The following is an 18,511-nucleotide window of genomic DNA, read 5'->3' as shown; positions in this document are numbered from 1 at the left end:
TCGAAAACGTCGGGCGATCGGCGGCAATACTGAACGGATGTCAGCGCCGCTCATGCGGTATCGACTAACGCGTCGGCGATAAAGTAACCCGTTGTTAATCCGTGATAGCTCAGGTAATGTCATTCGTATATGGCGTTGATCCCTGGAGAAATGGAGAAATATGAAAGTACTGGGACTGTTGGGCGGGATGAGCTGGGAATCCACGATTCCCTATTACCGGATGATCAACGAACACGTGAAAGCGCAGATGGGCGGTTTACACTCGGCAAAAATCGTTCTGTACAGCGTAGATTTCCATGAAATCGAGCAACTGCAGCATCGCGGCGATTGGCAAGGCGCCGGGCACATTCTGGCACAGGCGGCGACATCGCTGCGCGCGGCGGGTGCCGAAGCGATCGCTATCTGCACCAACACCATGCATAAGGTGGCTGAGCAGGTAGCACAGGCCAGCGGCCTGCCGCTGATCCATATCGCCGACGCGACGGCGCGACAAGTGCAGCGGCAGCATATCCGCCGCGTCGGGCTATTGGGCACGCGTTTTACCATGGAGCAGGATTTTTATCGCGGGCGGCTACAGGATAAGTTTGGCATTGACGTGGTGACGCCGGCAGCAGCGGATCGCAACAGCGTACACCGGATTATCTATGAGGAGCTGTGCCTGGGGCGCATTCTCGATGCGTCGCGCCAGGAGTATCGGCGCATTATCAGCAGCCTGGAGCAGCAGGGCGCGCAGGGCATTATTTTCGGCTGTACCGAAATCGGCCTCTTGGTCGGTCCACAGGACGCCACGGTGCCGGTCTTTGACACCACGGCGATCCACGCGCACGCCGCGGCGGAGTACATTCTCGCCCGTTAAGTTCAGCGGCCGCCGCCATGCGCGCCGCCGTCTCACGTGCGAAGCGCTGCATCCAGAAAACGCCGTGGCCGCACTCCCTCGCCGGCCACTATCGCGGTGTGCATCGGCCAGCGGCGCCCCGGCGAGTATGGGCGGTAAAATCCAAATAACGCAGATGTATCTATTGAGCGCTCCGCCGCCGCTGGGCACCTCGGCGGTATAGCTCGCCCGCTCCCGTCTCGCTCCCCTGCGCCGCTATCGGCTATTCAAGGCCGCTCGTCAGCACCGGGCGCTCACGCAGCGTGTGTTCAGCGGGTGCGGATCGCACCCCATTCCGCCCTCACGGCAAGGCCTATTCAACATCCGCGGGATAAGGCCGCCGATGCCTCTCGGCGTACGCCCACGATACTACCGTCAGCGACGTCGCCGGAGAGCTAGCGCGGCATTTTCTGAGACGCCATTCAGCATCACGCACCATAGAAAAACCCCCTGCCAGCATAGCGCTCACAGGGGGTTAGCTTATCGGTTCAGCCCCGCACACGCATGGGGCTGAATTCCGGCGCCGTCACGCGGAGGTCGACAGACGGTAGGCCGGCGCCAGCTGACGGTAGGCCGTATGCCACTGACTGTAGCGCTCCGGATCGGCCCACAGCGCCTGATGCAGACGCGCCATCACCACCGGGTCACTCAATAGCGTCAGACGCTCCGCCTTGCCCAGGGTTCGCGGCGACTCGGCCAGCGCATGGGCCACCCGAGCGTCCCTGTCGCGGGCAATCAGCGGATGATTGCGGTGACGCGCCGTGGCCATACCGCAGGCCAGCGCGTTATACAGCGGATCCAGCAGGGCGTGCATAAAGCCATCGTCAAGCAGACGCTGATGGTTCAGTGCCACATAGCGTTCGGTGGCGGCCATCTCGACCGGCGGCTGATACTCCTCGGGGATCAGGAACAGCTTGGCGCGTTTGCACTGCAGCCCCAGGGTACGACGGCTGGTGATCACCGAGACGAACGGCGACAGGATCAGCGACACCACGATGGGCGACAGCCACCATAAGAAGCGCAGATCCAGCACCGCCATGCCCCCGGCCCAGACCAGCCCCAGCAGCATCTGCGATCCGTGGCGACGGAAAGCCTCGCTCCAGGGCGTGGCGTCGTCGTCACGCTGCGGCGACTGCCAGGTGATCGACCAACCAAGGAACGCGCTGACCACAAAGACGGTGTGGAAGATCATCCGCACCGGCGCCAGCAGCACCGAGAACAGCATCTCCAGCAGCATTGAGGCCAGCAGACGCAGCGGCCCGCCGAACTGACGCGACCCCTTGGCCCAGATCAGCACCACGCTCAGCAGCTTGGGCAGGAACAGCAGCACCAGGGTCGTCGAGAACAGGGCGATAGCCAGCTCTGGACGCCACTGCGGCCAGACGGGGAACAGCTGACGCGGCTGCAGGAAATACTGCGGCTCCATCAGCGTGTGCACCACCTGCAGCGCAGTCGACAGCATCAGGAACAGGAACCACAGCGGCGCCGACAGGTAAGACATCACCCCGGTCAGGAACACCGCGCGGTGCACGGGGTGCATACCCTTGACGAAAAACAGCCTGAAGTTCATCAGGTTGCCCTGACACCAGCGGCGGTCGCGCTTCAGCTCATCCAGCAGGTTGGGCGGCAGCTCCTCATAGGAGCCAGGCAGATCGTAGGCTATCCAGACGCCCCAGCCGGCGCGACGCATCAGCGCCGCCTCGACGAAGTCATGGGAGAGGATCGAGCCGGCAAACGTTCCGCTGCCGGGCAGCGGCGCCAGGGCGCAGTGTTCGATAAACGGCTTCACGCGGATAATCGCGTTGTGCCCCCAGTAGTGGGACTCCCCCAGCTGCCAGAAGTGCAGACCGGCGGTAAACAGCGGACCGTATACGCGGGTAGCAAACTGCTGAATACGCGCATACAGCGTATCCATACCGGTGGCCTTCGGCGCGGTCTGGATGATACCGGCGGTCGGGTTGGCCTCCATCAGGCGAACCAGTCCGGTCAGGCACTCACCGCTCATCACGCTGTCGGCGTCCAGGATCACCATGTAGCTGTAGTTTCCGCCCCAGCGACGGCAAAAGTCGTCGATGTTGCCGGACTTACGCTTCACGCGGCGGCGGCGGCGGCGGTAGAAGATATGCCCCGCGCCGTCGACCTCTTGGCACAGCTCCATCCAGGCCTTCTGCTCGGCCACGCAAATGTCCGGATCGCTGCTATCGCTCAGGATAAAGACGTCAAAGTGCGCCAGCTGGCCGGTCGCCACCACGGATTCATAGGTGGCGCGCAGCCCGGCGAACACCCGCGAGACGTCTTCGTTGCAGATAGGCATGATCAGCGCGGTCCGATGCGCCGGATCGATCGGCTCATCGCCGACGGTACTGGCGGAGATACTGTATTTATCTCGCCCGATCAGCAGCTGCAAAAAGCCCATCAGCGCCGTCCAGAAGCCGGCGGAAACCCAGCAGAACAGAATGGCGAACAGGATCAGTATGCCGAACTGCAGCGCATAGGGCAGCAGCTCCAGCGTGTACTGCATCAGCGGCTTACCGTGGAAAATCGACATCGGATCGACCATATTCCACCCCTGATAGGGCAGGATGGTCTTCATATACCAGGTGGCGATTGCCGTTTGTCCAAAGGTCAGCAGCAGCAGCACCCAGCGACGCAGAGATCCCATCCGGCGCCAGCGCTTGTCGGCCTCGGCCTCCTGATGGCTCTGAAACGTATGCTTGGGCGGCGGCGTACGCCCCAGCAGTCGCTCCCACAGACGGACGAACGGGTTGGTGCGCCAGATCTCCGGGAACATGGAGGTACGGCGGATCGTCGGCATGGCCTTGATGGCGGTATGACCCGCCTGATCCTGCACCAGCGCCGCTCGCTTATGCTCCCCCTCGCGCCAGCCCAAATCGAGGCGGGCGGCCACGGAGCGCAGCGCCGCGTCGGCGCCTTCGCCGGCATCGGCGCCCGCACCGGCGAGCGATAGATGAACATCCTCCACGGAGCGCGGCTGATGGGAAAGGTGCTGATCGAGCGCGGCCCGTTGCTCCGCGCCCGGCGCCAACGCCTGTAGATAGGCGTTGGCATTTTCCTGAGATTTATTCATTGGCAGGTAACTGATAGCTCCAGGTTTCACTCAGCGGCTTACCGTCCTTGATCAGATAAGCGCGCATTTCCACCGGCTTCTTCGGATCGTTAACCTTGAAGCGCAGCGTCAGACGCCATCCCTTGGTCACTGGATTATAGTGCAGACTGTTCTCCAGCAGCTTGGTATTGTCGTCGGTGGTCACCTGCGTCGTTACCGGCGCATCCGGCTCCAGCCCTTTCAGTACCGGGCCAACAAAGTCCACCAGCAGCGCGGTGCTGCCGTCCGCTTCGCGGATCAGGTTGGACTGCTTCACGTCACCGGCGGAGCGCAGGGTGCTTTTCACCCAGGCCAGATCGGGGTTATGCAGCTTGGCCTCGTCGCGGGTAAAGATCAGGCGGTAAGCCACGTCCAGCGGCTTCCCGATCGGCGGCAGGCTGTCCGGGATCCAGAAGGCGACGATATTGTCGTTGGTTTCATCGGCGGTCGGGATCTCAACCAGCTCAACCTTACCTTTACCCCAGTTACCGCGCGGCTCAATCCAGGCGCCCGGACGCAGATCGTAGCGGTCATCCAGATCCTGATAGGCGCTGAAGTCGCGGGTACGCTGCAGCAGGCCGAAGCCTTTCAGGTCGTCGACGCTGAAGGTGCTGACAGAGAGGTGTTTCGGGTTATTCAGCGGACGCCAGATCCATTCGCCGTTGCCGGAGGCGATCGACAGCCCCTCGGAGTCATGCAGCTGCGGACGGTAGTTCACCGTCGGCGACGGCTGATTGGCGCCGAACAGGTACATGCTGGTCAGCGGAGCGATGCCCAGCACCCCCACCTTATCGCGCAGGAAGACGCGGGCCTGCACATCCACCACGGTATCCGTCCCCGGGCGCAGGATAAAGCGGTAGGCGCCGGTCGCACGCGGTGAGTCCAGCAGGGCAAAAATCACCAGGTGCTTATCCTGCGGCTTCGGACGCTCGATCCAAAACTCGCGGAAACGCGGGAACTCTTCGCCAGAGGGCAGCGCGGTATCAATCGCCAGGCCGCGGGCAGACAGGCCATAAACCTGCCCTTTACCGATCACGCGGAAGTAGCTGGCGCCGAGCATGCTCATGATCTCGTCGTCTTTACCCGCCTTATTGATCGGGTAAAGCACCTTAAACCCGGCGAACCCCAGATCCTTCACCGCATCCTTGTCATGCTTAACGGAGCCAAAGTTGAAGTAATCCGGGTTGTACTTGATCTCCTTCACCGACGTCGCCGTTACCTCATTGATCTTCACCGGCGTGTCGAAGTACATCCCCTGGTGGTAAAAGGCCAGGCGGAACGGGTTCTTCTGCCCTGTCCAGTACAGTTTGTCGTTGTTGAACTGAATCTGCTGATAATCAGCAAACTTCATATTGCGAAACTCGGACGGCAGATTGCTTTTGGGTGCCTTATAAGACTGCTCCGCCAGCTTCTGTGCCTGTGCGGCAACGTCATCCAATGAAAATGCCCACGCCTGCGCGCTGGCAAACATCATTAACATTGATACAGCCAGCCCGGAAACAGAGCGCGATGTCGGCCGGATGGAGATTAAACGTGTAAGCACATACCCCCCTGATGGTGCTCAACCAAACCTAAAAACATGGTAATTAAGTTACTTGCTGCGGCTATAGTAATGGATTAGTTACCCTACAGACAACAAGCGGATAATACTCCCGGGGCCATCGGCCCGGCGCATCCAGCCACACGCATGAAACGCTGAACAATTTTACATAAAAAACAATAAATTAAAATAGTTCCACTGCTAATACTTCTGTCCACTTTTAACCATTTAGCGGCTAAACTATTTGCGCTGTAGATTTAAAAATGCACACCTGAATAGAGTGCAGCATAATAAGTTTCCAGAAAGCGTTTTTTTATCCATAAAATATTTTTCGGACGATCGCCTGAATTGTCGTTAATTTGCGACAGAGGAACAAATTGGATTGTCGTTAATTTGAGACAGTATGAAAGGATTTCTCATTTAGCGCAGGCGGAAGGCTCCGCCTGCGGATCGTGCTTAGGGTTTAATATACAGAAAACCCTGCTGCTGATGCTCCACCAGCGACAGCATTCCCGCCGGCACCGTCTGTACCCCCATCAAGAGCTGATCGGCGGAGATCCCGTTCGCCCGCATGCTATTCTCACAGCCAAACAGCACGATCCCCTGCATCTGCAGCGTCTCCCAGCGCGGCGACTCCTCGCTGTCCGCCAGCAGCGTACTGATGGCCGAGCCGTTGAATAGAATATGAATTTCCGTCGGCTGACCATCGCGAATCGCCATCAGGTTACGGGCGTTATTGAATGCGTGCAGACAGTTGGCAGCCTCAGAGACGTGAAAAATCACTTTCATGGTTTGCATCAGCGTTAACCTTATCTAAAGCAGCGCCCCCCGGCCGATCGCCGGAGGCCGCGTTATTCACTAAAAAATGCGGTGCGCACGGCCTGCCGCCGTACCGCTCCCGTCTGACCATAGCAGCCAATACGGCGTATGTCATTGTCCCCCCATAGGTTAGTCAGCCCGCGCCGAGTAAATTTTTTGCCACGCGCCTTGCAGCTCTGCGAATTCCGTCAACAATAAAACATCATCAGGATCGTCGTCGTCGCGGGCACCCGCTCGACGGCCCTCCCCTCTTTACCCGACCGGAAGGAGCACACCATGGATATGTATCTAACGCTGGATGAAGCTATCGACGCCGCGCGTGAGGCATTTTTAGCCGAGCATGACGACGATACCCCGCAGGTCAGTCAGCTTAACCTGCAAAAATATATCCTGCAGGACGGCGATACCCTGTGGATGGCCGAGTTTCATCAGGATACGCAGGAGGAGGGCGACGGCGTCGCGCTGTTCTTTGGCGCCGCGGCGCAGGCGATTTTTGACGACGACTATGACGACGGCGAAATCACCGAGGAGTGGCAGGAGGAGAGCACCCTTTATCAGTGGGACGACGACGACTTTCAGTATCAGCCGCCGCTGGACAGCGAAGAGGGCGAAAGCGCCGCCGCAGAGTGGGATGAGCAGAACTGATCCGCGGCGCTCGTCGACAGCGCGCCGCCCTGGTGCCGCACCCCGCGGCGGGATGCGGCGATGGCGCGTTAAAGACGAGTGCCCAGCTGCTGACGCAGATAGGCGCCGGCGCCAAGCAGACCGGGATTGTCGTGCACGATCAGAAAGACCGGGATCGGCGCGAGATACGCCTTAAAGCGCCCCTTGTCCTCGAACGCCTGACGAAAGCCGGAGTCGCGGAAAAACGCCAGAAAACGCGGCACGATCCCGCCGGCGATATACACCCCGCCAAAGGTGCCCATATTCAGCGCCAGATTGCCACCAAAGCGCCCCATCATCACACAGAACAGCGACAGCGCCCGTCGACAGTCCGGACAGCGGTCGGCCAGCGCCCGCTCGCTGACCTCCTGCGGCGTCAGGGACTGCGGCGTCCGCCCCGCAACCCGGGCGACGGCGCGATACAAATTGACGAGACCGGGGCCTGAGAGCACCCGCTCGGCGGAGACCCGCCCCAGGTCGGCGCGCAGCGCCGTCAGCAGCGCGTCCTCTTCATCGCTACCGGTCGCGAAATCCACGTGTCCCCCCTCACCCGGCAGGCTGATCCAGCGATCTCCGGCCCGGATCAGGTGCGCGACGCCCAGCCCGGTACCGGCGCCGTAGATGGCGATAGGCCGATCAGGCTGCGCCGTCTGGCCGCCCAGCTGCAGCAGACTCTCCGCGGGGAGCACCGGCACCGCCATGGAGACCGCGGTAAAGTCGTTGATCACCGACAGGTGCGCCAACCCCAGCGAACGCTGCATCGCGCTGATGGAAAACGCCCAGCTGTGATTGGTCATCGCCACGCGATCGCCGGTGATCGGGCAGGCGATCGCGATACAGGCCGACGTCACCGATACCGCCTGCGCCTGCAGGTAAGTCCGGATGACCGACTCCAGGCTATCGAACTGCTGTCCCGGGTAGCTCTGCACCGCCTGGAGACACCCGGTGTCGAGACAGCACAGCGCCAGGCGGGCATTGGTCCCGCCCACATCGCCAACCAACGCAAAACGGCTCATTTTCCGTCACTCCCCTTATCTTTCTGCCCGCCTCTGCGCGGGATCGTCTCTGCCACCCCGCCGCACCGACGGAGCGCCTATGTCTATCATCGCGCAGTATGCCATCATCCGACGGCGGGGGACTCATCCCTGCGCCTCATCCCCCTAGCGGCACAGTCTGACCCGCCGCCTTCGTTGCGAGCACCGGCCCCCAACCTCACACGCGCGCGTCGCTCAGCCTAGCACAGGCGACGCGGTGGACCTATTTAGCGACGTCTCCGGCATACGGATAACTCTCAAAAAGGCATCGACGGCCTCTGCGCCCCACCGACGGGGGAACAAAACCGCTACACTGGGCGATATCCCGCTGCGGCTCGATGTATCTGGAGAGAGAAATGGCAAAACATGGTTATCTATTGCTGGCGGCGCTGTGGCTGCTCAGTGCCCCCCTGCAGGCCGACACGGATCTGCACCTGCTGCCGGGGGTCAAACTGTCCGTCGATAATCCGCTGGAGGAGGCGTTGGAGCCGCTGGACGACTGGTCGGAAAATGCCCTAGAGCCGCTGAATGATTGGTCGGAAAAAGCGCTGGAACCATTGGATGACTGGCCGGAGAACGCGCTGCGCCACCGGAAATGGCGCGGCGATCGGGACGACCAAGGGCGTCGCCCGATCTGGCATCGCCATCACGATGATGACGATGATGATGACGATTAACCGGCCAGCATGGTGATCAGCAGGTACAGGTTAAGTCCGACCACCAGAAAGACGATCACCCTTCCCAGCGCCTGCACCAGCCGGCTATTGACCATATCCCCCATCAGCGCACGGTTACCGGTGAAGGCCAGCAGCGGCAGCAGCGCCAGGGCGATCCCGAAGCTCAGTAAAACCTGACTGAGCACCAGAATACGGGTGGCATCCAAGCCGGCCAGGATCACGATAAACGACGGCAGCATGGTCACCGCGCGGCGCAGCCACAGCGGAATGTGGAAATGGACGAATCCCTGCATGACGACCTGCCCCGCCAGCGTCCCCACCACCGTCGATGAGAGACCCGCCGCGACCAGGCTCAGGCCAAAGATCGTGGCGGCGGCCTCGCCGAGCAGCGGCTTCAGCGTCAGGTACGCCTGATCCAGCTCACTGATCCCGCTGTGCCCGTTAAAGTGGAAGGCCGCCGCCGCTGTCGCCATCATGGCCAAGTTAACGAAGCCGGCGATGGTCATGGCTATCGCCACGTCCAGCTTGGTTGACGCATAGCGCTCCGCCCGGCTACCTTGGCCGCCTTTTTGGGTCAGCGACGAGTGCAGATAGATAACGTGCGGCATAATCGTCGCCCCCAGGACGCCGGCGGCCAGCACCACCGCATTCTGCGTCGGCAGATCCGGCAGCAGCATACCCTTAGCCAGGCCGGCCACGCTTGGCCGCGAAAAGACCAGCTCGACGATATAGGCGGCGGCGACAAACAGCAGCAGCGCCCCGATCACCAGCTCCAGCGGCTTTTGGCCGCGGCGCTGTAGCCCCAGGATCAGAAACGTCGCGATCCCGGTCAGTACCGCCCCCTGCAGCAGGCTGACGCCCAGCAGCAGCTTAAAGCCGATGGCGGCGCCGATAAACTCCGCCAAATCCGTGGCCATCGCGATGATCTCGGCCTGTACCCAATAGGCCCATACCGCCGGGCGCGGGAAACGATCGCGGATATGCTCTGCTAGGTTCTTTCCCGTCGCAATCCCCAGCTTGGCCGACAGCAGCTGAATCAGCATCGCCATCAGGTTAGCCCATACCACAACCCACAGCAGGGTGTAGCCGTATGAGGCGCCGGCCTGGATATTGGTGGCAAAGTTACCCGGATCGATATAGCCAATGGCGGCAATGAAGGCAGGCCCCATCAGTGAGATCTTAATCCGGCGCGCCGGGGAGCGTGTGACGCCGTCTACGGTCCGCGTGTTTAACATAGGATGCCCTTACTGCCGTTGTTTCTATTACCTCTCAGTATAGATAGGTGATAATGATTATCAACTGCGTTTTTACGTTAATACCTATCCCTGCAATCGGTATATTCAATGAGCAGCTGAAAATAATTTCACAGCAAAGGGCAATCACCGCGTAATTCTGCTATGCTAATCACACTCGCACAGCCGCCGTCCCGCGTGGTTTATATCGTGCGTGGCCGTTATGCGTTCCCCTTCCTCCCCGCAGCCTCTGCGCAGATTTGTTACTTTTCTAACTTTTTTTACTTACCAAGTGAAAACAATTTCAATAAATGCAATCAATGTCTCGTTTTTAGTTCCAGCGTTACATAGAATTAGCTGCGAAATTTAGCCTGCCTCATAATTTGGAGCAAAGTATGTCCCCCATTCTGCACTTTTTACTGGCCCTTGTGGTGGTGGCGGTACTCGCCCTGCTGGTCAGCCATGACCGCAAGAGCATCCGCGTGCGCTTTATTATTCAGTTGCTCGTGGTGGAAATTCTGCTGGCTTACTTCTTCCTGAACTCCGACATCGGCCTGGGGTTCGTCAAAGGCTTCTCTGGCTTCTTCGAGACGCTGCTCAAGTTCGCCGCGGAAGGTACCAACTTTGTCTTCGGTAACATGAGTGATAAAGGCCTGGCCTTCTTCTTCCTGAATGTTCTGTGTCCGATCGTCTTCATCTCTGCGCTGATCGGTATCCTGCAGCACATCCGTGTCCTGCCGATCGTTATCCGCGCTATCGGTACCGTTCTGTCCAAGATCAACGGCATGGGCAAGCTGGAATCCTTCAACGCCGTCAGCTCGCTGATCCTCGGCCAGTCTGAAAACTTCATTGCCTATAAAGACGTGCTGGGCAAAATGTCAGAGCGCCGCATGTACACCATGGCGGCAACGGCGATGTCTACCGTATCGATGTCCATCGTCGGCGCCTATATGACCATGCTGGATCCCAAGTATGTGGTGGCAGCGCTGGTATTGAACATGTTCAGCACCTTTATCGTGCTGTCCCTGATCAACCCCTACTCTGTTGAGGGTGAGACGGATCTTCAGCTGAAAAACACCCACGAAGGACAGAGCTTCTTCGAAATGCTGGGGGAATATATCCTGGCCGGCTTTAAGGTGGCGATCATCGTCTCTGCCATGCTGATTGGTTTTATCGCCCTGATCGCGGCCGTCAACGCCCTGTTTGACACGCTGTTTGGCATTAGCTTCCAGGGTATCCTCGGCTACGTGTTCTACCCGTTTGCCTGGATCATGGGGATCCCGAGCGGTGAAGCCCTGCACGCCGGCAGCATCATGGCCACCAAGCTGGTCTCCAACGAGTTCGTTGCCATGATCGATCTGCAGAAAATCGCCGGTGAGCTGTCGCCGCGCGGCCTGGGGATCCTGTCGGTATTCCTGGTCTCCTTCGCCAACTTCTCCTCCATCGGTATCGTTGCCGGCGCCATCAAGGGGCTGAATGAGCACCAGGGTAACGTGGTCTCCCGCTTCGGTCTGAAGCTGGTCTATGGCTCTACGCTGGTCAGCATTCTCTCTGCGTCCATCGCGGGTCTGTTCCTGTAATTTTCCCCACGCTATCGCGATACCAGGCGCCCTACGGGGCGCCTTTTTTGTTGCCCTATCCCCCTGCTCACCCGCCGTTCCCTGAGTCCATAGGGAGGCTAAGAGGCTAAGAGGCTAGAGGCTAGAGGCTAGAGGCTAGAGGCTAGAGGCTAGAGGCTAGAGGCTAGAGGCTAAGAAGCGGAGGATACCCGGCGCGGCGCGCAAAACCGCAGAGAAAGGGCAATAAAACGACAAAAAAAGGCCGACATCGCTGTCGGCCTGATATTTTGGTGGAGCTAAGCGGGATCGAACCGCTGACCTCTTGCATGCCATGCAAGCGCTCTCCCAGCTGAGCTATAGCCCCACGTATTCGTGGCCCCTGACACAGGCCAACGCCTGCCGGGTAAGTTTGGTGGAGCTAAGCGGGATCGAACCGCTGACCTCTTGCATGCCATGCAAGCGCTCTCCCAGCTGAGCTATAGCCCCACGTAACCGTGGCCCCTGACACAGGCTAACGCCTGCCGGGTAAATTTGGTGGAGCTAAGCGGGATCGAACCGCTGACCTCTTGCATGCCATGCAAGCGCTCTCCCAGCTGAGCTATAGCCCCACGTTAGTGGTCGTTCCCAAACCCGGTGTACCTTACCCACTCTCTCTGGAAAAGAGTGGTGGAGCTAAGCGGGATCGAACCGCTGACCTCTTGCATGCCATGCAAGCGCTCTCCCAGCTGAGCTATAGCCCCGTACACACCGCTTCATCGCGGGAACGGGGCGCATGATAGGGCAAGGCTACCGGCACTGTCAACGGCTAATTACCTTTCCTGCGTTAAGCGCGGCAAAAGCCGCCAAGTCAGTCTATTTACTCAACAATTCTGCCCAGCGATCCACAATTTTGCCTTTTCCCGTCTGGCGTCATCCCCTAACATTGAGTAAACATGTAACTCGTACAGTTAAATGATACGACTTACTTCTCTCTATTCAGGAATGCAGCATGAACAAGGAGTGGTACTCGGCTAAAGAGCTGGTCGGCATCGGAGGATTTCCATCGACCCCGCAGGCCATCAACCAGCGAGCGAAGTCCGAAGGCTGGCGCCGACAGCGCCGCAGCGGCGTCCAGGGCAAAGCGGTGGAATATCACATCAGCAGTTTTCCACAGGAGGTGGTCGACGAGCTGCTGGCCCGTGACGAACAGGCGCAGTATCTGATCAGCAGCAGCCAACCGGAAAAGGTGTGGTATTCCATACTGCTACAGATGAGCGAAGAGGAGCGCCAAAAGGTCACCTCGCTGATTCTGCGTATCGGCATCAACGAGTTTCTGCGCCGCCTGGGCGACTGAAGTCGTGCGGGCGAGTGGCAATAAAAAAACCGGCCAGAGGCCGGTTTTCGCTCTCTCGCGAGAGAGACGCTTACTGCTGCGCCGCACGCTCGTCGATAAACGCCAACGCGCGATCGATACGCGCCAGCGCACGCTGCTGACCGATGGCGTGAATGGTCACGTCAACGCTCGGCGACTGTCCCTGACCGGTCACCGCGACGCGCAGCGGCATCCCGACCTTACCCATCCCAACCTCCAGCTCATCGGCCGTTGACTGAATCGCGTGGTGAATAGACTCCACCTGCCAGTCAGCGATAGCGGCCAGCTTGGCACGCGCCAGCGCCAGCGGCTGACGCGCGACCGGACGCAGGTGCTTCTTCGCGGCGTCGGCGTCAAACTCGCTAAACTCCTCGTAGAAGTAGCGGGCCTGCTGCGCCATCTCTTTCAGCGTCTTGCAGCGCTCGCCCAGCAGGGTCACGATCTCGGTCAGCTGCGGCCCCTTGGCGAGGTCATAGCCAGCCTGCGCCACGTGCCAGGCCAGGTGCTCGGCGACCTGCTCCGGCGGCAGATGGTTAATATAGTGGTGGTTCAGCCACTGCAGCTTTTCGGTATTAAAGGCGCTGGCTGACTTGCTGATGGCGTCCAGGGTAAAGAACTCCGTCATCTCCGCCACGCTGAAGATCTCCTGATCGCCGTGGGCCCAGCCCAGACGCACCAGGTAGTTCAGCAGCGCCTCCGGCAGATAGCCATCGTCACGGTACTGCATGACGCCGACGGCGCCGTGGCGTTTGGACAGCTTTTTACCGTCGTCGCCCAGGATCATCGAAACGTGGGCATACTCCGGCACCGGCGCGCCGAGCGCCTTAAGGATGTTGATCTGGCGCGGCGTGTTGTTGATGTGATCTTCACCGCGGATAACGTGGGTGATCCCCATATCCCAGTCATCGATCACTACGCAGAAGTTATAGGTCGGTGAACCATCGGTGCGGCGGATGATCAGATCGTCCAGCTCCTGGTTACTGAATTCGATCGGGCCACGGATCTTGTCATCAAAAATGACGGAGCCTTCCTGCGGGTTGAGGAAGCGCACCACGTGCGGCTCATCGTCGGCATGGTGGCTATGGTCATGGCGGCAGCGACCGTCATAGCGCGGCTTCTCTCCACGGGCCATCTGATCTTCGCGCAGCTGCTCCAGGTGCTCTTTGGAGCAATAGCATTTATAGGCGGTTCCCTGCTCCAGCATCTGATCGATCACCTGGTTGTAGCGATCGAAACGCTTGGTCTGGTAGTACGGACCCTCATCCCAATCCAGATTCAGCCAGTTCATGCCATCCATGATGGCATCGATAGCCTCCTGCGTGGAGCGCTCCAGGTCGGTATCTTCAATACGCAGGACAAACTCGCCCTGGTTATGGCGGGCATACAGCCAGGAGTAAAGCGCAGTACGGGCGCCGCCGACGTGCAGATAGCCGGTCGGGCTGGGCGCAAAACGGGTTTTAATTTTCATGTGAACGTGGCCTTGTTACGCAGGTTACCCACCCTTTCCCAGTATAGGTAAGCGGGCTGCAAAATATCTGTGGGCGGCATTTTACCATTACCCCTCAATTCCTCAACGTCGTTAGGCAATTCCGCACGCGGCGCCCGCGCTCAGCGTCAGCCTGCGCCGCCGACCTACGTCCTCACCCGCCGGCCGCGCCGGGATCGGCGGAGAAAAGACGCTAAATCCACCCCTTTTGGCTAAGTCTGCGACACGTTGGGCGTTTTTCCGGCGAACGACAGTTTTTCTTGAAAAAAGCGTTGACCATTTTCCGCGGCTCCCTATAATGCGGCCTCACACAGCGGGGGTGATTAGCTCAGCTGGGAGAGCATCTCCCTTACAAGGAGAGGGTCGGCGGTTCGATCCCGTCATCACCCACCACTCTTTTAGAGTGTCCCGCCGTGTAGCGCCATACAGATTGGGTGATTAGCTCAGCTGGGAGAGCACCTCCCTTACAAGGAGGGGGTCGGCGGTTCGATCCCGTCATCACCCACCAATCTTTATTGCGCGAATCAGGTTTCCAGAGGGGTGATTAGCTCAGCTGGGAGAGCATCTCCCTTACAAGGAGAGGGTCGGCGGTTCGATCCCGTCATCACCCACCAATCTGAAACCTGAACAATCCGGCATCTCAAGAAGTGGGTGATTAGCTCAGCTGGGAGAGCACCTCCCTTACAAGGAGGGGGTCGGCGGTTCGATCCCGTCATCACCCACCACTTCTTGAACGCAGGACGCCAGCAGTACCGTTGTGGGTGATTAGCTCAGCTGGGAGAGCACCTCCCTTACAAGGAGGGGGTCGGCGGTTCGATCCCGTCATCACCCACCACTCGGGTCGTTAGCTCAGTTGGTAGAGCAGTTGACTTTTAATCAATTGGTCGCAGGTTCGAATCCTGCACGACCCACCATTCATTCAATGAAATGATGGTTTTTAAGCGTAAAGACTCACCTCGCTGAGGTATGTTCCACCGCGTACTTGCCATCTTATGAATGAGACTGCGGCAGCACAATTCCAGCTGAATAGAGTACTGACCTACCGGTTACAGATTGGGTGATTAGCTCAGCCGGGAGAGCACCTCCCTTACAAGGAGGGGGTCGGCGGTTCGATCCCGTCATCACCCACCAATCTGACCGTTCTTTCCTTTCCGTTCATTCCTGATTTCCACCCCACCTTAGTACATCAGTCTTTCCCGATCTTTATCCACGACAAACGCCACGCTATGCCCTCGGTACGCCACCCCGCGCGACAGGCTATCCATGCGTCACGACGGCGCCGCAGCGCCGTACCCGTATCGCTACCAGATCAGCACGATCACCATCAGCAGTATCACAATCCCGATCAGCAGCAGCGTGGCCGGCGAGCGGGCCTGCGCGCGAACGCTGCCCGGGATCCACTGCGCCGGGATAAAGCCAAAGACCGGCTGAGGGTTGAGCACCGACGTCACCGGCGGCGGGTCGTCTTCGGCCCCCTCGGGCGGTACGACCAGCTGGCTGGTAACGATCACCTGGTTTTCCAGCGGTGAGCGCAGCGGATCGGCCTGCAGCGTCGATTTACCCAGGGACGAAAACAGCTTATCGGCCCCTTCTTTGACCTCCAGCGCCCGTTCGACGTTAGCCATCTCCGATAGCATGCGGCCGTGCTCCCCCAGGGTGACCCGCGATACCGCCTGTCCCGTCGACGCCGTCGCCATCGCCGCCGCGCCCCGCTGGGCGCTGGTCAGCGGAGACTCCCGTCCCGCGGCGGTGGCCGAGCTCGGCTCACTCTGGCTAAACGCCTGCAGCAGCGTACGCTCACGCTGCAGCGCCGTCAGGGCGCGCAGCGTATTTTCACGCTGCGCCGGGGTTAAATCACCGCGGTTTAACACCTGCAGCAGCCGTTCGATGCGTGCATCCAACAGCTCTGCGCTCAGCTGTCCTCCGCCGTGCGCCTGCGGCGACATACCGCCCGCCATATCTATCGGCCCCAACGCCATACCTTCCTCTCCACTGATTGCTGCCAGTCGGGATATATAACGGCGCAAACGCACGCCAACTTTAACCTATCCCTTCATCACCGCCCGCTGTCTGCTCACGAAAGCGGCAGCCAAGGGGCGACGGGGGGCCGCTATGCCCCCAGCATACGCAGCATCTGCGCCTCATCGATTACCTCGATGCCCAACGCATTGGCCTTCGCCAGCTTGGAACCCGCCGCCTCGCCGGCGATCACCAGATCGGTCTTCTTCGATACGCTGCCGCTGACCTTCGCGCCCAGCGCCGTCAGTCGGTCCTTCGCCTCATCGCGCGACAGTACGCTCAGTGAGCCGGTCAATACCACGGTCTTACCGGCAAACGGGCTGTCGATCGCCGGCGCCGACTGCGCCGGTGCGCCCTCTGGCCAGCGAATGCCGACCTCGTCGGAGATCAGCTCATCGATCACCTGGCGATTATGCGCCTCACTCAAAAAGTGGACGATGTGGCTGGCGACCACTTCGCCCACCTCGGGAACGCGCTTGAGGCTCTCCAGATCCGCCGCCCGCAGCGCCTGTAGAGAGCCAAAGTGGCTGGCCAAATTGGCCGCCGTCGCCTCCCCCACCTCGCGGATGCCCAGCGCAAAGAGAAAACGGGCCAGCGTGGTTTCCCGTGAGCGCTCGAGGGCGGCGATAAGCTTGGTAGCCGACTTGGGCCCCATCCGCTCCAGGCCGGTCAGCTTACCGGCGCTCAGACGATACAGATCGGCGGGCGTAGCGACATACTCTTTATCCACCAGCTGCTCGATGACCTTATCGCCCATCCCCTCGACATCCATCGCGCGGCGCGACACAAAATGCTTCAGCGACTCCTTGCGCTGCGCGGCGCAGATCAGGCCGCCGCTGCAGCGTGCCACCGCCTCGCCCTCCGTCCGCTCCACCTCAGAGCCGCATACCGGACAGTGGGTCGGAAAGCCGATCTCAAGGGCATCGCGCGGACGCATGGCCTCCACCACCCCCACCACCTGCGGGATCACGTCGCCGGCGCGGCGTACGATCACCGTATCGCCGATCCGCAGATCCAGGCGCTCGATCTCATCCGCGTTGTGCAGCGTCGCGTTGCTGACGGTCACCCCGGCCACCTGCACCGGCTCCAGACGCGCGACCGGCGTGATGGCACCGGTGCGGCCGACCTGAAACTCAACCCCGTTTAGCCGCGTCATCTGCTCCTGTGCCGGAAACTTAAACGCCGTCGCCCAGCGCGGCGCGCGGGCGACAAAGCCCAGCCGCTCCTGGATGGCGATATCGTCCACCTTGATCACCACGCCGTCGATATCAAAGCCTAAGCCTGGCCTATCCTGCTCGGTCTGCCGATAGTAGGCCAAGACCTCCGCGCTGCCGCAGCACAGCTTTACCCGCTCGCTGACCGGCAGTCCCCAGGACTTAAAGCGCTGCAGACACTGATAGTGGCTGTCCGGCAGCGTCCCCCCCTCCAGCAGGCCTGAGCCGTAGCAGTAGAAGGTCAGCGGGCGCTGCGCGGTGATGCGCGGATCGAGCTGTCGCAGCGATCCGGCGGCGGCGTTGCGCGGATTGGCAAAAATCTTCGCGCCGCGCCGGCGCGCCTCTTCGTTCATCGCCTCGAAGCCATCCTGCGGCATGAAGACCTCGCCGCGTACCTCGATGCGCGTGGGGATCGCCTCCCCCTGCAGACGCAGCGGAATGGCGCGGATGGTTTTCACGTTGGCGGTGATATCTTCACCGGTGCTGCCATCGCCACGGGTCGCCGCCCGGACCAGCATCCCCTGCTCATACAGCAGGCTGACCGCCAGCCCGTCCAGCTTTGGCTCACAGCAAAAGGTCAGCGGCTCGCCGCTTTTCAGCCGCTCATGCAGGCGCTTGTCAAATGCCTGATAGCTTTCCTCATCAAATACGTTATCCAACGAGAGCATCGGCACCTCGTGGTGCACCTGGCCAAAGGCCGCCAGCGGCGCGCCGCCGACGCGCTGGCTCGGCGAATCCGCCGTCACCAGCGCCGGGTGTTCGGCCTCCAGCTGCTTAAGCTGCGCCATCAGGCGATCGTACTCCGCATCGGTAACCTGCGGCTCGTCCAAAACGTAGTATTGATACTCATGATGGCGCAGCGCGTCACGCAGCTGTTCGAGTTGTTGTTCAATCGTGGGAGTCATAAGCCACCATTTAATGATAAAAAACCCCCGGA

At 60.2% G+C, this 18,511-nt stretch carries 13 protein-coding genes and 11 tRNA genes; 12 read left to right on the top strand and 12 right to left on the bottom strand.

The window, feature by feature from the left end:
• Nucleotides 1-160: 160 nt before the first annotated feature.
• Nucleotides 161-856 carry an aspartate/glutamate racemase family protein gene (locus BRD58_RS06170; protein ID WP_069578377.1) on the top strand — a complete coding sequence of 232 codons (696 nt, stop codon included), beginning with the start codon at nucleotides 161-163 and terminating at the stop codon, nucleotides 854-856.
• 544 nt (nucleotides 857-1,400) lie between these two features.
• Here the strand turns inward: BRD58_RS06170 and mdoH are convergent.
• From mdoH to BRD58_RS06155, 3 genes are all read right to left on the bottom strand, one after another.
• The gene (gene mdoH, locus BRD58_RS06165) at nucleotides 1,401-3,962 is read right to left on the bottom strand and encodes a glucans biosynthesis glucosyltransferase MdoH (protein ID WP_012848012.1); all 2,562 of its coding nucleotides are present in this window, start codon (nucleotides 3,960-3,962) and stop codon (nucleotides 1,401-1,403) included.
• Nucleotides 3,955-5,451, bottom strand: coding sequence for a glucan biosynthesis protein G (locus BRD58_RS06160; protein ID WP_225857735.1), 1,497 nt, complete (start codon nucleotides 5,449-5,451; stop codon nucleotides 3,955-3,957). The genes mdoH and BRD58_RS06160 overlap by 8 nt, the downstream gene beginning before the upstream one ends.
• A 525-nt stretch (nucleotides 5,452-5,976) precedes the next feature.
• On the bottom strand, nucleotides 5,977-6,318 hold the full coding sequence (locus BRD58_RS06155) for a DsrE family protein (protein ID WP_012848009.1): 342 nt from the start codon (nucleotides 6,316-6,318) through the stop codon (nucleotides 5,977-5,979).
• Nucleotides 6,319-6,615: 297 nt separating this feature from the next.
• On the opposite strand from BRD58_RS06155, the gene BRD58_RS06150 reads away from it, so the two are divergent.
• Nucleotides 6,616-6,984: a MysB family protein gene (locus tag BRD58_RS06150; protein WP_012848008.1), complete on the top strand. Its 369-nt coding sequence runs from the start codon at nucleotides 6,616-6,618 to the stop codon at nucleotides 6,982-6,984.
• A 68-nt stretch (nucleotides 6,985-7,052) separates the two neighbouring features.
• On the opposite strand, the gene glk is transcribed toward BRD58_RS06150, so the two are convergent.
• Complete coding sequence (gene glk, locus BRD58_RS06145; protein ID WP_012848007.1) at nucleotides 7,053-8,018, bottom strand: glucokinase; 966 nt, start codon at nucleotides 8,016-8,018, stop codon at nucleotides 7,053-7,055.
• A gap of 374 nt (nucleotides 8,019-8,392) precedes the next feature.
• On the opposite strand from glk, the gene BRD58_RS06140 reads away from it, so the two are divergent.
• On the top strand, nucleotides 8,393-8,713 hold the full coding sequence (locus BRD58_RS06140) for a hypothetical protein (protein WP_015683290.1): 321 nt from the start codon (nucleotides 8,393-8,395) through the stop codon (nucleotides 8,711-8,713).
• Here BRD58_RS06140 and BRD58_RS06135 read toward each other — a convergent pair.
• Nucleotides 8,710-9,948: an Nramp family divalent metal transporter gene (locus BRD58_RS06135; RefSeq protein WP_015461196.1), complete on the bottom strand. Its 1,239-nt coding sequence runs from the start codon at nucleotides 9,946-9,948 to the stop codon at nucleotides 8,710-8,712. The genes BRD58_RS06140 and BRD58_RS06135 overlap by 4 nt on opposite strands.
• A gap of 392 nt (nucleotides 9,949-10,340) precedes the next feature.
• On the opposite strand from BRD58_RS06135, the gene BRD58_RS06130 reads away from it, so the two are divergent.
• The gene (locus BRD58_RS06130) at nucleotides 10,341-11,525 is read left to right on the top strand and encodes a NupC/NupG family nucleoside CNT transporter (RefSeq protein ID WP_012848004.1); all 1,185 of its coding nucleotides are present in this window, start codon (nucleotides 10,341-10,343) and stop codon (nucleotides 11,523-11,525) included.
• A 267-nt stretch (nucleotides 11,526-11,792) separates the two neighbouring features.
• Here BRD58_RS06130 and BRD58_RS06125 read toward each other — a convergent pair.
• The 4 genes from BRD58_RS06125 to BRD58_RS06110 form a co-directional block, all read right to left on the bottom strand.
• Nucleotides 11,793-11,868, bottom strand: a tRNA-Ala gene (locus tag BRD58_RS06125).
• Between the two features lie 46 nt (nucleotides 11,869-11,914).
• Nucleotides 11,915-11,990: transfer RNA gene (locus BRD58_RS06120), tRNA-Ala, on the bottom strand.
• A gap of 46 nt (nucleotides 11,991-12,036) precedes the next feature.
• A tRNA-Ala gene (locus tag BRD58_RS06115) sits at nucleotides 12,037-12,112 on the bottom strand.
• A gap of 56 nt (nucleotides 12,113-12,168) precedes the next feature.
• A tRNA-Ala gene (locus BRD58_RS06110) sits at nucleotides 12,169-12,244 on the bottom strand.
• A 248-nt stretch (nucleotides 12,245-12,492) separates the two neighbouring features.
• On the opposite strand from BRD58_RS06110, the gene BRD58_RS06105 reads away from it, so the two are divergent.
• Nucleotides 12,493-12,837 carry a DNA-binding protein gene (locus tag BRD58_RS06105; RefSeq protein ID WP_012848003.1) on the top strand — a complete coding sequence of 115 codons (345 nt, stop codon included), beginning with the start codon at nucleotides 12,493-12,495 and terminating at the stop codon, nucleotides 12,835-12,837.
• A 70-nt stretch (nucleotides 12,838-12,907) separates the two neighbouring features.
• Here BRD58_RS06105 and gltX read toward each other — a convergent pair whose 3' ends face one another.
• Entirely contained in the window at nucleotides 12,908-14,323 is a 1,416-nt protein-coding gene (gltX, locus tag BRD58_RS06100) for a glutamate--tRNA ligase (RefSeq protein ID WP_015461195.1), read from the bottom strand.
• Nucleotides 14,324-14,658: 335 nt separating this feature from the next.
• Between gltX and BRD58_RS06095 the strand changes: the two genes are divergently transcribed.
• The 7 genes from BRD58_RS06095 (at nucleotide 14,659) to BRD58_RS06065 (ending at nucleotide 15,472) form a co-directional block, all read left to right on the top strand.
• Nucleotides 14,659-14,734 (top strand) — tRNA-Val (locus BRD58_RS06095).
• 39 nt (nucleotides 14,735-14,773) lie between these two features.
• A tRNA-Val gene (locus BRD58_RS06090) sits at nucleotides 14,774-14,849 on the top strand.
• Nucleotides 14,850-14,879: 30 nt separating this feature from the next.
• Nucleotides 14,880-14,955: transfer RNA gene (locus BRD58_RS06085), tRNA-Val, on the top strand.
• A gap of 35 nt (nucleotides 14,956-14,990) precedes the next feature.
• Nucleotides 14,991-15,066 (top strand) — tRNA-Val (locus BRD58_RS06080).
• A gap of 34 nt (nucleotides 15,067-15,100) precedes the next feature.
• Nucleotides 15,101-15,176: transfer RNA gene (locus tag BRD58_RS06075), tRNA-Val, on the top strand.
• A 3-nt stretch (nucleotides 15,177-15,179) separates the two neighbouring features.
• Nucleotides 15,180-15,255 (top strand) — tRNA-Lys (locus tag BRD58_RS06070).
• Between the two features lie 141 nt (nucleotides 15,256-15,396).
• Nucleotides 15,397-15,472 (top strand) — tRNA-Val (locus BRD58_RS06065).
• Nucleotides 15,473-15,642: 170 nt separating this feature from the next.
• Here the strand turns inward: BRD58_RS06065 and BRD58_RS06060 are convergent.
• Together BRD58_RS06060 and ligA are read right to left on the bottom strand one after the other, a co-directional pair.
• Nucleotides 15,643-16,320, bottom strand: a complete 678-nt coding sequence (locus BRD58_RS06060) for a 3-phytase (protein ID WP_073381975.1) — start codon at nucleotides 16,318-16,320, stop codon at nucleotides 15,643-15,645.
• 131 nt (nucleotides 16,321-16,451) lie between these two features.
• Nucleotides 16,452-18,479, bottom strand: coding sequence for an NAD-dependent DNA ligase LigA (ligA, locus tag BRD58_RS06055; protein ID WP_015461193.1), 2,028 nt, complete (start codon nucleotides 18,477-18,479; stop codon nucleotides 16,452-16,454).
• Nucleotides 18,480-18,511 lie beyond the last annotated feature (32 nt).

Origin of the sequence: Edwardsiella piscicida (assembly GCF_001896205.1) — a bacterium.
Classification (GTDB): domain Bacteria; phylum Pseudomonadota; class Gammaproteobacteria; order Enterobacterales; family Enterobacteriaceae; genus Edwardsiella; species Edwardsiella piscicida.
The sequence above is the reverse complement of the archived record's forward strand: the minus strand, read 5'-3'. Positions and strand labels throughout refer to the sequence as shown.

What these genes read in the sequence shown, in the direction of transcription:
- BRD58_RS06170 (WP_069578377.1), top strand. Translation starts at nt 161, where the DNA reads ATGAAAGTACTGGGACTGTTGGGCGGGATGAGCTGGGAATCCACGATT.
- mdoH (WP_012848012.1), bottom strand. Translation starts at nt 3,962, where the DNA reads ATGAATAAATCTCAGGAAAATGCCAACGCCTATCTACAGGCGTTGGCG.
- BRD58_RS06160 (WP_225857735.1), bottom strand. Translation starts at nt 5,451, where the DNA reads ATGTTTGCCAGCGCGCAGGCGTGGGCATTTTCATTGGATGACGTTGCC.
- BRD58_RS06155 (WP_012848009.1), bottom strand. Translation starts at nt 6,318, where the DNA reads ATGCAAACCATGAAAGTGATTTTTCACGTCTCTGAGGCTGCCAACTGT.
- BRD58_RS06150 (WP_012848008.1), top strand. Translation starts at nt 6,616, where the DNA reads ATGGATATGTATCTAACGCTGGATGAAGCTATCGACGCCGCGCGTGAG.
- glk (WP_012848007.1), bottom strand. Translation starts at nt 8,018, where the DNA reads ATGAGCCGTTTTGCGTTGGTTGGCGATGTGGGCGGGACCAATGCCCGC.
- BRD58_RS06140 (WP_015683290.1), top strand. Translation starts at nt 8,393, where the DNA reads ATGGCAAAACATGGTTATCTATTGCTGGCGGCGCTGTGGCTGCTCAGT.
- BRD58_RS06135 (WP_015461196.1), bottom strand. Translation starts at nt 9,948, where the DNA reads ATGTTAAACACGCGGACCGTAGACGGCGTCACACGCTCCCCGGCGCGC.
- BRD58_RS06130 (WP_012848004.1), top strand. Translation starts at nt 10,341, where the DNA reads ATGTCCCCCATTCTGCACTTTTTACTGGCCCTTGTGGTGGTGGCGGTA.
- BRD58_RS06105 (WP_012848003.1), top strand. Translation starts at nt 12,493, where the DNA reads ATGAACAAGGAGTGGTACTCGGCTAAAGAGCTGGTCGGCATCGGAGGA.
- gltX (WP_015461195.1), bottom strand. Translation starts at nt 14,323, where the DNA reads ATGAAAATTAAAACCCGTTTTGCGCCCAGCCCGACCGGCTATCTGCAC.
- BRD58_RS06060 (WP_073381975.1), bottom strand. Translation starts at nt 16,320, where the DNA reads ATGGCGTTGGGGCCGATAGATATGGCGGGCGGTATGTCGCCGCAGGCG.
- ligA (WP_015461193.1), bottom strand. Translation starts at nt 18,479, where the DNA reads ATGACTCCCACGATTGAACAACAACTCGAACAGCTGCGTGACGCGCTG.